Raw genomic sequence first — 13,399 nt, forward strand, 5'->3', positions numbered from 1 at the left:
ATGTAGAACAAATGTGATTTTTTAAGCACTCATGAATATTACACAAAAGGTGTTTTTAAATATGGTGTTGTGGATTATCGTCTTGTTGTGCTTCGAAGTGGAAATCAGGTAAGCCTTCTGTTCCAAGTCATACGTAATCCGTATGACCGAGTTCAGCGACCAAAATAGAAATTGTTCCATTCAGTCGTCATACGTATTGAAGACCCACTTATGACCGTCACGGATGTTTTTAGAAGCGTTCAAACGGTAGTGAAGTTGTTGCAGGAAGAGTGCAGCATTCAGTCCAACATTCATTGCCAGTGAAGGTGAAAATGGAATAGTATTTTCGTTGAAGCAAGTACCAGGTCCCAACACAAATCAGAAGCAACTCTGAATGAAACTCGGTTCCATTCTTATTCTGAATTGAATCTTCTTGCGTATACTTCCACTATAAATTGCGATACTAAGCTTGTTATCATCTATTTTACATATGGGAGGCGAAGTATATGGCAAAGGATTCTGGCCCAAGTTGGAAAAAGGATCATCCGGGCACATTTTTTAGTAATTCGGTAGAGAAAGCAGATCGTGCAGTGAAACAAGCGATGTCTCATCCGGAAGAAATGGCAATTGAGCATGCGTTTAATGCAATCGAGCGTGCTGAAAACGCGTTTAGGAATGCAAAGCAATTTAACGAAGAGTTAGACATGGTTCAGCAGCATAAGGGACAGTTGGATTCGCTCAAGCAGCAATTAAATGAAACCCAAATGCAGAAAGGCGAGTAATCAATGATGGCACTACATCATTTCATTACTTTAAAAATAAGGTGTCTGTGTGAAAAACAAACGTGATTGTTTAAATAATCGTGAAAGTTTCACGCATAGGTATCTTTATCATTGCACTTGGTACCATCTTTTAAAAAACAGCGCACCCTCATCTGCACAAGAGGGGGCGCTGTTTCCATTTGTTTTTCTTCAATTAACGCGATATCCATCGATAAGGTGCCAGGTCCCAACACAATTCAGAAACAATTCTGAATTGAACTAGAGTTGTGTATGGACCTGGTACCTATTATCTTAACAATCGTTACCCATAGTATATCAGTAAAAGATGCGCTACAAATGATTCTGTTTGATATACAGTAATAGTGAAGACAAGAAATTCATTTAAATGTATGCAAGCTTGGTTGACTGTTCTAGTATACACAGTTATGTTCGCTTCCTTTTACGTATATTAAGATCGAAAAGCCGGGTGAGTATATCGCGACGATCCGCTTTACGAATGGAGAAGAAGTGCGGTACAGTGAGACGGCTTTTGAATCTACTGACAGCTTTTTATATGGTGCAACATCCAAGGAACTAGGACTGGCTGATAATTTTAAATGAATATAATGGATGCTGGGTCTACAAGTAATCTTAATTACAGAGAGACACTGTCCGACGGTACGTTTAATAATGTACGCTTTGTGTATTTTTAAAAAAGAACAATTAGGAAATTAACTCATATGTGTTAAAATAAGATAGCAGTTAAGAATATTCTGCTAATCCTAGGGGGAATATAAATGGGAAGATTAGTCCATTTTGAGATTCATGTAGATGATATGGAACGGGCGAAAACGTTTTATGGGGAAGTGTTTGGATGGACATTTCAGGACTGGAGTGAGTATGCTGGAATGCCTTATTGCGGAGCCGTCACGGGTGATGATGATGAGCCTGGTGTTAATGGTGCGTTGATGCAGCGTCAAGGTCCTCCGCCAGAACGCAACCAAGCTCTAAATGGATATGCGTGTACGATGGGAGTGGCAAATTACGATTCAACGGAGGAGAAGATCCTTTCCAGTGGCGGTAGCTTAGCAATGCCGAAATATGCTCTACCAGGAATGGCGTGGCAAGGCTATTATCTTGATACTGAGGGAAATATTTTTGGAATTCATCAGCCAGATGAAAACGCAAAATAATAACCTGTTTTCTTGAAAAAATGAATTGCTATTGGCTGAAGGAAAGTTTTGTTATTTATTTCATTTATAATGCATGAGTAAGTACTATTTTTAGAGGAGTGGTGGAAATGGCTATTGATGTTTATTTGACGTTTAATGGGAATTGCCGTGATGCTGTTGAATTTTACGCAAAGGTTTTTGAAGCAGAACAACCGCAGATTATGACGTTTGGAGAAAATCCTCCCAATCCAGATTATCCTCTTCCCGAGGAAGCCAAAAATTTAGTGATGCATACGCGTTTGGACATTGAAGGAAGCAATGTGATGTTTTCAGATACGTTCCCAGGTTCTCCTTTTACGGTTGGAAATAACGTAAGTCTAGCTTATCATAGCTTTGATGAGGACAAGCTGCAAAAGGTATACGATCGACTAAAAGAAGGCGGAACTGTTGAAATGGAGCTCCAAGAGACTTTTTGGGCAAAACTTTATGGGCAAATCACGGACAAATTCGGCGTCATTTGGCAATTTAATTTAAACAACGAAGAAACTGCTTATTAATCTTGATTTCACACGGATTATTAAATTTGAATAAAGGAAAATAAAAATAGAAACCTGTAAAAACAGAGTGATAAAAACTGTTTAAACCCCTGACACCATGGGGTCTGAACGGTTTTTATTATTAAATTATATATTTACTGTTACTTCAGTAATATGAATAGAAACCATTATTAGAAGGAGAAATTTATGGTGAATAAGAAAAGAAATACTGAAGAGGTTGACCAGTTTATTTCAGAATTGCCGAAAGATATTAAAGGTATTACAACTGCTTTAAGGAAAATAATTTTTGAGTCTTCGCAAGAACTTACCGAAGAGTTTAAATGGTCTATGCCCAATTATTCATATACTGGTTTAGTTTGTTATCTGCAACCTGCCAAAAAGCACGTGAATTTGGGTTTTCATAGAGGAAATGAACTCCTAGAAAAAGATGAAAATAAATTATTGCAAGGTACAGGAAAAACAATGAGACATATAAGAATAAAAAGGTTGGAAGAAATTCAGACAGAAGCTATTACTTTGCTAATTAAAGACGCTATGAGTCTAAATGAGGATCACGCAATTAAGGGAAGTTTATGATTTGATACATTTAAAGTAACTGATTTTCTAAACAGTAATTTTTCATGAGGAGGAAATATGAAATTAGGCGCATTCTCTGTAAGTTTAACTGTAAAAGACATTGTGAAATCAAAACTATTCTACGAAAAACTTGGATTTAAAGTATTTGGTGGAGACATGAATCAAAATTGGGTTATTATGAAGAATGAAGGTACTGTTATCGGGCTATTTCAGGGAATGTTTGAAGAGAACATTCTGACGTTTAATCCAGGTTGGGATGAAAATGCTCAAAATCTAGATTCATTCACAGACATAAGAGCTATTCAAAGACAGCTAAAAGAAAAAGGTATTAAGTTGTTGTCAGAAGCAGATGAAACAAGCGAAGGTCCTGCAAGTTTATCTATTGAGGATCCCGATGGTAATAAAATTCTGTTCGACCAACACCGATGATGCAGAATATCCAATTGGAACATACTGTTTTATTTAGTATAAAATTTATTCGGGTCGAAACATTCAAAAAGTACTTCGCTGACTACAGCTACTACTATAAATTTGGGGAGGAAAATATTTGAGTATTCATTTTGAAGTGAAAAGAACGATTGACGCACCAATAGAAGAAACGTATAAAGGATTACTCGACTTAGATGCTGCAAAGAATTGGATGCAAGGTTTAGTAAGAATTGAACGATTAGATGCGGGTTCTATGCGAGTAGGAAGCGAGTGGAAGGAAACAAGGAAAATGTATGGAAAAGAAGCTTCCGAACACTTTGAGGTTGTAGAAATGAATGAACCGAATAAAATTGTGCTTCGTTGTGATGGTACAAAAGGGACAACCGGTAAAGGTGAATATGTGTTTGCATACACAATTGTGCCGATAGGTTCCCAATCCGAAGTTACATTAAATGGTGAGATTAATGGTTTAACTGGCGTTTTGAAATTGTTTGGAAAGATGATGGCAGGAACATTTAAGAAAGCATGTGCGAAGGACTTAGATTCATTGAAGCATTATTTGGAGAAGTAGAACGTTGGATACGGTACCAGGTCCCGACACAATTCGGAAACTATTCTGAATTGTACTGAAATTGTGTGTGTACCTGGCACCTTCTACACTGGTACCATCTACGAAAAAAACAGCGCACCCTCGCCATACATACGAGGGTGCGCTGTTTCCATTCATTTCTCTTCAATTAACCCACTATCCTCCAAGAATTCCTTGGCGACGAGTTCAACCATGATGCCGTCATTATCGACTTTTCCGTTCATGACTTGCATCGTTTCTTCATCGATTTTACCTTCGAGAAGGCCGAGTATTTCTTCGAGTTCTGGGTATTCTTTGAGTGTTTCATCTCGTACTAACGGCAGTGCGTGGTAGGGAGGGAAGTATGATTTGTCATCTTCTAGCACTCGGAGGTTCGCAATCGCGAGCTGTCCATCCGTCGTGTAGGAGTTGATGACATTTACTTCGTTTGCGCCGATCGCACGATACATCATGCCGTGATCCATGCCTTTGACGTCTTTAAACTGGATGTCATATTCCTTTTCGAAACCAGGTAATCCGTCTGGTCGGTCGATAAATTCGAATACGGCACCCAATGTAAAGTCTTTGGACACTTTAGCGAAATCGCTAAACGTCACTAGACCAAGCTCTTCAGCTTTCGCCTCGTCAAGTGCCAGTGTGTACGTGTTATTGAATCCGAACGTACCGAGTGCAGTGATGTTGTCACCAGCAACCAGTCGTTTAGTTGCAGCTAATGTTTCTTCAGCTGTGCCAGGCTCTTCTTGGTAATACGTCACGACGATGGTTCCTGTATAGTCCGGGATGACATCGATATGGTCATTGGTCATGGCGTTCCAGACGACGGATGAGCCGCCTAGGTTTTCTTTGTAAATAATATCTACACCTAAGCGATCTTCAATTAATTGTCCCATGATATTAGACAAAATTATACTTTCCGTATTGTTTCGAGAACCGAGTCTGAGTGAATCTTTTTCATTGAATATACATCCTGATAGTAGGCTAGCCAGTAAGGTCGTGACGAGCAAAAGTGTGAGTTTGTTTTTCAAATCATCTCAATCCTTTCGGCGTCGTCCAACGTTCAACGGCGCTAAAGAACGTTTCAAGAGCAATCGCAAGGATCGCCGCTGGAATAGCCCCAAGTAAGATCAATCCATCAATTCCACGTGTGATACCGAGGAAAATGAAGTCACCGAGTCCACCTGCTCCAATGAATGCAGCTAGTGTCGCGTTACCGACATTAATGACCGCAGCTGTTCGAATTCCGGCCATAATAATAGGGATGGCAAGAGGCAATTCTACTTTAAATAAAATTTGCGTACTTGTCATACCCATACCTTTTGCGGCTTCAATTGTGGCTGGATCGACGTCTTTAATCCCCGTGTACGTGTTTCGCATAATAGGGAGTAAAGAGTAAAGAAATAATGCAGCGATGGCTGTTTTAACGCCAATTCCGAAAATTGGAATCATGAAACCAAGTACAGCTAAACTCGGGATGGTTTGCATAATGCCTGCCGCACCGAGGACTCCAGTTTTCAGTTTAGGTACGCGTGTAATAAGAATTCCGAGCGTTACCGCAATGACTACGGCAAGGATCATCGAGAAGAAGACGAGTTGAATATGGATGGATGTTGCCTGGAGTACTTCTGGCCATCTCAATTTGGTTTGTTCTACAAGTTGTTGCCATATATTTAAATTATTCATCTAGATCGGCCTCCTGATCTGTCCATTGACTAGACATGGCAGAGAGTAAGGAGCCACGGTTGACGAGTCCTACTAGGATATGTTGTTCATCCACAATAGGGATCATGCCAAACGGTGAGGAGTCCATCATAATAATGGCATCTTTCGCTGTTGCTGTATCGAGTAAAAAAGGGACAGCTGGTTTCATCACTTCATCAATGGTTTTGATGCCGTCAATTTGTTTGATTAAATCGTAGGCGGAAACAATTCCAAGTAGCTTCTTATGATCATCTACCACGAGCAGATCGGTGATTTTTCGTTGACGTATAAGCGAAATGGCTCGTTCTGGAGAAGTGTTTGAACGGGTCGTGACGACCTTCTCTGCCATAATTTCTGTAACAGGCATAAGTTCAGGGTTTTGGATAATTCGATGCTTACCCATAAACTCTTCTACAAAGCCGTGAGCGGGTTCATGTAGTAGTTTCTCTGGAGTGTCTAACTGAAGTAAATTGCCGTCTTTCATAATGGCAATCCGGTCGCCCATCTTTAATGCTTCGTCCATGTCGTGTGTAACAAAGACAATGGTCTTCTTTAACTGTTTATGTAGCTTTAGTAATTCTTCTTGCAACTGCTCGCGTGTAATGGGATCCAATGCACTGAACGGTTCATCCATCAAAATGACATCTGGATTCGCTGCAAGCGCTCTCGCAATACCGACACGTTGTTGTTGTCCACCTGATAATTCTTTTGGATACCGCGAAGCATAAATTTTCGGATCGAGTCCGACCATTTCAAGTAGATCGAGTACGCGTGTTCTCGTTTTGTTTTCGTTCCAATTTTTTAGTTGCGGTACAATTGAAATATTTTTTTCGATCGTGTAATGAGGGAAGAGCCCGACTTGTTGAATGACGTAACCGATATTTCTGCGAAGATCAGCAGCGTTGTAAGATTTGATATCTTTGCCGTTGATAGAAATTTTTCCACTTGTGTGTGGGATAATCCGGTTAATCATTTTCATAGTAGTAGACTTACCTGAACCACTCGGTCCTATTAGAACAAGTAGTTCACCTTCAGCAATTTCGAAGTTGACAGATTTCACAGCTTGAAATCCGCCATCGTACGTTTTAGTCACATTTTCAAACTTCAGCATAAGTACCTCCTGTAGTAATTAAAAAAATAGACGGCACTCCTTAATAAATTAAGAAAGTCGTCTGAATTAACAGCTTAACATATTAGTAAAATTTATTCAAGATTTAATTAGATTTCAGTCCTCTACACAAATAAAAAGTCCTTTTTCATGGATCTACAATAGTGTATGTACCTGGCATCTTTAATATATTTACCAAACTGTATATCAGGCAATAGAGCCTTAATCCATGATAAAAAAATACTTAAAATGAATATAAAACAAGAGTGAAAGATCATGAAAAAATTACCGGAAACCAAAGTTAAATTAACGGATGTGAAAGAACTAATCAATAAAGGATATAATCTGTTAGGATAACTTCGCGAAGAAGTGGATGCGCCAGTAGTGAAAGCTGAATTCTTAAGGAAAGAAGTAACGGTTATATACGGGGAAGCGGCGGCCCGTAAGTTTTACGATCCGGAAAACTTTACACGTGAAGGCGCCATGCCGAAACCCGTGTTGAAAACATTATTCGGTGAAGGTGGCGTGCAGACTTTAGATGGTGAAGAACACGGTCATCGAAAGAACTACTTCATGGATTTAATTTCTCCGGAGCGAATGGAAGAGTATCATGAATTATTAGCGAAGAATGTATCTGAGGAGTTAGACAAACAGCACGGTGAATTTGAGTTGTTTGATCTCGCTAATAGAGTATTGTTTCATTCTATTTCTGAATAGTCTGGGATCAACTTGGAACAATTTGATTCGGAAACATTGGAAAAACTGGCGAGAAATCAAATCTCTATGATTAGTGGCGCCGTTACGTCGCCTGTAGATCACATAAAAGGGATCACGGGTCGAAATGAGTCCGAAAAGTGGGCTGAGAATCTTATAAAAGAAGCACGAGAGCATCCGGTGCCGGGAAAAGAACATCTGGCTTTGTATGCTTTTGCCCATGCGACGGATCTCGATGGAGAACTATTACCTGTGGAAGTAGCAGCGGTGGAATTATTAAATATTATTCGTCCGACTGTCGCGTTGACCATTTGGGTGGCGTTAATGGGACATGCGCTCTTTGCGAAAAGAGAAATTTATGACGAGTTACACAGTGATTTTGATGAATTGCAAGATTCGTTTATTCAAGAACTGCGTCGTTACTATCCATTTTTCCCGATGCTGCCGGCGATTGCGATGAGTGACGTTGAAGTTGATGGATACTTGATTCCTAAAGATAGTTGGGTTGTATTGGATCTTTACGGTAGTAACCACGACGAGCGTACTATCGCTTCTCCGGAAAAATTTGATAGCAGACGATTTATAGGAAGAGCGAAAGATATTTCGTATGAAGAAGAGTATGAAATGATTGCACAAGGTGGCGGGAAGTTTAGAGAAATGCACCGTTGTGCGGGGGAATGAATTACACTTCATAGCTTACGTGTCTTTTCTGACCACTTAGTGAATCAATACAAATTTACTGTACCCGAGCAAGATTGGATGATTCCAATGAATCAGTTCCCGACGTACCCGAACAGTAAAGTGCTGTTATTCAAAGAGTGACGGAATGTACCAACGGAATGTACCAGGTCCCCACACAATTTGGAAACGATTCTGAATTGTTCTGGAGTTGTGTGGGGACCTGGTACCGTTCCTACCGTTCCTCCTAACCCTTAACCTTCAAAAGCCGAAGCGCATTCAAAATCACAATCAGCGCAGCACCGGTATCACTTAATACCGCAATCCATAACGTCAACCATCCTGGGAAGATCAAGACTAGAGCTACTGCTTTTACGATTAATGAAAACCAAATGTTTTGTTTGATAATCGACAATGCTTTTCGGCTGAGGTTTATGGTGTGTGGGAGTTTCTCTAAGTTGTCAGCCATCAATATGATATCTGCAGTGTCCATTGCTGTGTCGGTACCCGCACCCCCCATAGCTATACCAAGGTCAGCCGTTGCTAATGCAGGGGCATCGTTGATTCCGTCTCCAACCATGGCCACGCGATATCCTTCTTCTTGCAATTGTTTTATCGTATGCACTTTTTCTTCCGGTAATAGTTCAGCATAATATCGGTTCATGCCAGCTTCGGAAGAGATGGCTTTTGCTGTTCCTTCATTATCTCCCGTCAGCATAACGACTTGTTGAACACCGATTTTTTTCAGGTTTTTTACCGATAGTTTTGTTGTTTCTCGAATGGTATCCGAAACGCCAATGATGCCTAAAACCTTCTGACCGGATCCTATTATAATGATGGTTTTCCCTTCATTTTGCAGGCTGGAAATCTGCTGTGAATACTCATGGAGAGGAGCACCGATCTCTTCAAATAACTTTCTGTTTCCGGCAAAGTAAGGTGTCTCTTCAATTGTTGCTTGGATGCCTTTTCCAACCAAGTTTTTAAACTGCGTACCTTTCATCGCTTGAATGTTTTGTTCTTTCGTGTAATCTACTATCGTTTTAGCGATTGGATGAGTAGAGTGCTCTTCTAACGTTCGAGCGATCGATAACATATTTTCCTCGGAATCATGAAAGGTTACGACATCCGTAACTTTCGGTTTACCTTCTGTCAGTGTACCTGTTTTGTCAAAGGTAATGGCATCAATAGATCCAGCGTTTTCTAAGAAGGTTCCACCTTTGATGAGCACCCCATTTTTAGCAGCATTTCCAAGTGCTGTAACGATTGCAACTGGAGTGGATATAACGAGTGCACAAGGACATGCAATGACTAAGAGCATTAATCCTTTATAGATCCATTCCTCCCAAGTACCGAACGTCAATACCGGTGGAACGACCATCACCAAGAGAGCCAGTATGAATACGATGGGTGTGTAAATACGCGCGAACTTATCGATAAATGCTTCCGTAGGCGCCTTTTTCTCTTGGGCTTCTTCAACTAAGTGGATGATTTTTGAGATGGTTGTATCTTCAATTAGTTTAGTCACTTTAACGGTGAGTGAGCCGTGTTCATTGATAGAGCCTGCGTATACGAAACTGCCTATAGCTTTATCAACCGGTATAGATTCTCCTGTAATCGCGGCTTGATTGACACTGGATTCACCATCGATGATTTCCCCATCCAATGGGATTCTGTCTCCCGGTTTGACGACGATGATGTCATTAACAGACACCTCTTCAACAGGCTTTTTGATGAATTCTTGTCCAACTTTCACCCAAGCTTCAGGCGGCGTTAACTCCATAAGTCCCCGAATGGATTTTCGTGTCTTTTCGATGGCTCGATTTTGTAGGGTGAGACCTAAAGAAAACAGCCAAACCACGGTGGCGCCTTCAAGCCACTCGCCTAATATAGCGGCGCCGATTGCTGCTGCAGACATCAGAACATTCATGTCCAACGAACGGCTTCTAATCGCATAGTATGCACTTTTCACCGGCTTAAAGCCACTGACGATCATGGCCACGATGTACATGAATGTCGTTACATAAGGAGAAACTCCTGTATACGATCCGATGAATGCTAGTGCGATGAGGATACCTGAAAAAATGACCGCTTCATTCTGCTTACGAGAATGTGTGGAGGAAGGCGTCTGCTTATTCGTAGAAATAGGTGATGCTTTAAATCCAGCTTTCGCTACTTCGTTCATAATTTCTTCGGGGCTATTTTCATGTTCAATTTTCATTTTACCTGTTGAGAAATTCACCCTCACGTGTTTAACAGCGGGAAGATGATTCAAATGGTTTTCGATTGTTAGCGCACAAGATCCACAATCCATGCCCTCAATAAAATAATTCTGTACGTTGTGATTTACTTTGTTAGGTTCGACTTCGAAACCGAGCTTTTTCATTTGTTTTTGAATTAACTCTTCATCAAGTTCTTGAGTCGCGTTGATTTGCATTTTGCCAGAACTATAATTCACATTCACTCCATTGATGTGTTGGAGAGTGCTTAAGTTCTTTTCAATGGTCACCGCGCAAGCAGGGCAATCCATTCCATATACCCGAAATTCCTCTTTGATTCCCTGATCCAAGTTCACGTTAACTAGATCTATCGGTTTTTCTGTATTACTGCAACAATTCGATGTTTCCGTACTTTCTTCTACAGTATTCGATGCACTGCAACAACTAGCATCTTGCACTTCCGTCTTTCTAGCGTTAGTGCTGCAACATGTCGATTTTTCACTTTCTTGTACTTGATTGCTACTGCAGCAGGATGTTTGTTTCTCTAGATTTTCAGGTTCTACATTGGTAGAACAGCATGTATTTTCCAATCTATGCACGTCCTTAACTTATATGATTATCACAGCAAGCAACATTGTTTTCAATTTGAGTCAACACATGATCAAATGTGTCTAATAACTCTTTAATTTGTTGATTTCGTAGTCCATAGTAGACATATTTACCTTCTTGCCTTCCTACAATAATCCCACAACCTCTTAGACAAGCTAAGTGTTGCGAGATATTTGACTGATTACCTTCTATACTTTCCACAATTTGTGAGACAGTCTTTTCCTCGTATTTGATGCATTCCAATATTTGAACCCTAGTTTTGTCGCCAAATGCACGCAAAAACTTCACTTTAAGTTCTAAGTTTTCTTGTATCATATATATCACTCCTTATATTAGACATGACTAATATGTTTTGTTATTATCACATTAGCAATGACTAATATGTATGTCAAATTAAAGTGAATCCTGTATGGGGGCCACTGTTTGTGTTCAACGCAACATCAGGTTAGTACATAATGAAAAGGTTATTTTAGAGTGGAATTACAAGATCTATATCGTTGTCATTTGTTTTTGAAGAGTCGGAACCTAAGAGCTTTCTCAAAAGTCAATAGTTAAAGAAGCGGACAGTATATAGTACGCACCTCATGCTTACAGGGATTTAAAAGGAGGCATGACTTTTATATGAATGAAAGGAAGTGAAGGGGGAAGATATGAGGAAAAATATTGTCATGATGACCATTTTGTTATTCATCATCTCAACAAATACCGTATCGCACATACTGGTTTAACTAGTGCTACCCCAGCTGATGGTGAAGTGGTTTTTGAAGAAATTCATGAAATCACATTGGATTTTAATACAAAAATTGAAGCCACAAGTACGGTGAAAGTATTTAACGAGGCGAATGAGGAAGTCACCGTCAGTACTATTAACGTGAATGATCATGTCATGACTGCTGTTTTTTTGTCTCCGTTAGTCCCTGGTACATATACTGTGGACTGGAAGATTATCGGGGCGGATGGTCATCCGATACAAGGAACGTATTCATTCGTTGTCAATGAAGACGAATCAAAGGATCCGATCGTGTCAGAAGAAGCCCAACAAACACCTGTTCAGCCCAGTGAAGAACGAGTAGAAGAAAAAGTGGAGCAGTCAATTGAAGTTCAATCAAAAATAGCTTCGAATGATGTCTTAGTTATCATCCTGGTCGTTTTATTAACGATTGCTGGCGGATTTTTCGGCTGGATCATAGGAAGAAGGCAAACATAAATGATTTGGATTTATATTTCAGAAAGTTTATTGTATCTATGTTTCTCCCTATTGATGGGCGCATTGATCATTCAATTCATTCCGAAACGGTTGAAACCTGAAATCCGTATTTCGAAGAGGCTACTTCAATTGTCCATACTAGGCGTCGTGTTCTTTTCGATCGCCCCCCTGATTAGAGTCATCTTGTTTCTTTATGAAGACATCGGTCTAATGTTGACGATGCAAAATGTGCTTACGGGGTTTGAAGTAGGAAAGGCATGGATAGTCACCATTATAGTTGCAGTATTCTTTTATTTATTTGTCTCCTTGTTTTCAGTCTTGAATAGCAAAGTACTTTCCGGTATTTCATTAGCTTTCACCTTCGTCCTGCTCCTAGCATTGGGATGGGCAAGTCATGGAGCGTCGCTTACCGAATGGAGTGGGTTTATTGTTCATTCGTTACATTTTCTAGCAGTGACTGTTTGGATTGGGATCCTCCTGATCGTCGGTTGGTGTTCAAAAAACCAAGAGAATTGGCTTTCATATTTAAGATGGTTTACCCCAGTGGCAATCGCTTGTTTTCTTACGATTGTAGGAACGGGATTATTTCTTATGACATTGGTGATTGATGTAAATGAGTATGGCGATGCATGGATGCTGCCCTATGGACAAGCCTTATTGGTGAAGCATTTGACTATCATCCCTGTTCTGTTTTTCGCTTTTATCAACGGATTTTGGATTAAACGTAAATTGAAAATGCAAGAGCAAATGAATCCAATACCGTGGTTGAAGTTCGAAAGCGTGCTTCTATTCTTTACGTTCGTTTCGACTGGCGTCTTAGGACAGCAGGAACCACCGCATAGTATCGAGACCACTCTTGCAGGCAGCGGTCCTTCAGCAAGCTTCGAGTATTTCTATTCAGGGGTTATTGAACCTTCAATGAGTTTGCCATTTGGTTTTAACACACTAAACATTCTATTTTTTGTAGTCGCGATGATCTTCATGGGGCTAATCGTATTTAGCTTCATGAAAAAGACGCCCGCAATTGTCCCGTTTTTCATGGGAATATTCAGTGTCCTATCGCTTTATTTTGGAATCATGTCTAGCATGCAATAATAATGATAAGA

General features: G+C 40.1%; 16 protein-coding genes. 10 read left to right on the forward strand and 6 right to left on the reverse strand.

Annotation, left to right across the window (positions count from 1 at the left end; translation table 11 throughout):
• Nucleotides 1-180 precede the first annotated feature (180 nt).
• A complete protein-coding gene (locus tag CSV74_RS16570; RefSeq protein WP_158231720.1) occupies nt 181-354 on the reverse strand; it encodes a hypothetical protein in 174 nt (57 codons plus the stop codon).
• Nucleotides 355-485: 131 nt separating this feature from the next.
• On the opposite strand from CSV74_RS16570, the gene CSV74_RS00500 reads away from it, so the two are divergent.
• The 6 genes from CSV74_RS00500 (at nt 486) to CSV74_RS00525 (ending at nt 4,045) form a co-directional block, all read left to right on the forward strand.
• A complete protein-coding gene (locus CSV74_RS00500; protein ID WP_099690197.1) occupies nt 486-761 on the forward strand; it encodes a DUF2564 family protein in 276 nt (91 codons plus the stop codon).
• Between the two features lie 776 nt (nt 762-1,537).
• Nucleotides 1,538-1,933, forward strand: a complete 396-nt coding sequence (locus CSV74_RS00505; protein WP_099690198.1) for a VOC family protein — start codon at nt 1,538-1,540, stop codon at nt 1,931-1,933.
• Between the two features lie 107 nt (nt 1,934-2,040).
• Nucleotides 2,041-2,469 (forward strand): VOC family protein, encoded by a 429-nt coding sequence (locus tag CSV74_RS00510; protein WP_099671161.1) that lies wholly within the window; start codon nt 2,041-2,043, stop codon nt 2,467-2,469.
• A gap of 189 nt (nt 2,470-2,658) precedes the next feature.
• A complete protein-coding gene (locus CSV74_RS00515) occupies nt 2,659-3,045 on the forward strand; it encodes a DUF1801 domain-containing protein (protein WP_233190702.1) in 387 nt (128 codons plus the stop codon).
• A 57-nt stretch (nt 3,046-3,102) separates the two neighbouring features.
• Nucleotides 3,103-3,474, forward strand: coding sequence for a VOC family protein (locus tag CSV74_RS00520; RefSeq protein ID WP_099690200.1), 372 nt, complete (start codon nt 3,103-3,105; stop codon nt 3,472-3,474).
• Nucleotides 3,475-3,592: 118 nt separating this feature from the next.
• Nucleotides 3,593-4,045 (forward strand): SRPBCC family protein, encoded by a 453-nt coding sequence (locus CSV74_RS00525; protein ID WP_099690201.1) that lies wholly within the window; start codon nt 3,593-3,595, stop codon nt 4,043-4,045.
• Between the two features lie 152 nt (nt 4,046-4,197).
• Here CSV74_RS00525 and CSV74_RS00530 read toward each other — a convergent pair whose 3' ends face one another.
• From CSV74_RS00530 to CSV74_RS00540, 3 genes are read right to left on the reverse strand one after another with little or no spacing between them, the layout of a single operon-like run.
• Nucleotides 4,198-5,088 (reverse strand): glycine betaine ABC transporter substrate-binding protein, encoded by an 891-nt coding sequence (locus tag CSV74_RS00530; RefSeq protein WP_099690202.1) that lies wholly within the window; start codon nt 5,086-5,088, stop codon nt 4,198-4,200.
• A 1-nt stretch (nt 5,089) separates the two neighbouring features.
• Entirely contained in the window at nt 5,090-5,743 is a 654-nt protein-coding gene (locus tag CSV74_RS00535; RefSeq protein WP_099690203.1) for an ABC transporter permease, read from the reverse strand.
• Nucleotides 5,736-6,872 (reverse strand): betaine/proline/choline family ABC transporter ATP-binding protein, encoded by a 1,137-nt coding sequence (locus CSV74_RS00540; protein WP_099690204.1) that lies wholly within the window; start codon nt 6,870-6,872, stop codon nt 5,736-5,738. Before CSV74_RS00540 ends, CSV74_RS00535 begins: the two co-directional genes overlap by 8 nt.
• Nucleotides 6,873-7,253: 381 nt before the next feature.
• Here CSV74_RS00540 and CSV74_RS16840 point away from each other — a divergent pair, with 381 nt between their 5' ends.
• Both CSV74_RS16840 and CSV74_RS16845 read left to right on the forward strand, forming a co-directional pair.
• Entirely contained in the window at nt 7,254-7,586 is a 333-nt protein-coding gene (locus tag CSV74_RS16840; protein ID WP_233190704.1) for a cytochrome P450 family protein, read from the forward strand.
• Nucleotides 7,587-7,598: 12 nt separating this feature from the next.
• Nucleotides 7,599-8,264: a cytochrome P450 gene (locus tag CSV74_RS16845; protein ID WP_233190706.1), complete on the forward strand. Its 666-nt coding sequence runs from the start codon at nt 7,599-7,601 to the stop codon at nt 8,262-8,264.
• A gap of 244 nt (nt 8,265-8,508) precedes the next feature.
• Here CSV74_RS16845 and CSV74_RS00550 read toward each other — a convergent pair whose 3' ends face one another.
• A complete protein-coding gene (locus CSV74_RS00550; RefSeq protein WP_099690205.1) occupies nt 8,509-11,067 on the reverse strand; it encodes a heavy metal translocating P-type ATPase in 2,559 nt (852 codons plus the stop codon).
• Between the two features lie 13 nt (nt 11,068-11,080).
• Nucleotides 11,081-11,401: an ArsR/SmtB family transcription factor gene (locus CSV74_RS00555; RefSeq protein WP_099690206.1), complete on the reverse strand. Its 321-nt coding sequence runs from the start codon at nt 11,399-11,401 to the stop codon at nt 11,081-11,083.
• Between the two features lie 310 nt (nt 11,402-11,711).
• On the opposite strand from CSV74_RS00555, the gene CSV74_RS00560 reads away from it, so the two are divergent.
• The gene (locus CSV74_RS00560) at nt 11,712-12,293 is read left to right on the forward strand and encodes a copper resistance CopC family protein (protein ID WP_233190709.1); all 582 of its coding nucleotides are present in this window, start codon (nt 11,712-11,714) and stop codon (nt 12,291-12,293) included.
• Nucleotides 12,294-13,388: a copper resistance D family protein gene (locus CSV74_RS00565; RefSeq protein WP_099690207.1), complete on the forward strand. Its 1,095-nt coding sequence runs from the start codon at nt 12,294-12,296 to the stop codon at nt 13,386-13,388.
• Nucleotides 13,389-13,399 lie beyond the last annotated feature (11 nt).

The organism is Sporosarcina sp. P19 (assembly GCF_002743165.1).
Taxonomy (GTDB): domain Bacteria; phylum Bacillota; class Bacilli; order Bacillales_A; family Planococcaceae; genus Sporosarcina; species Sporosarcina ureae.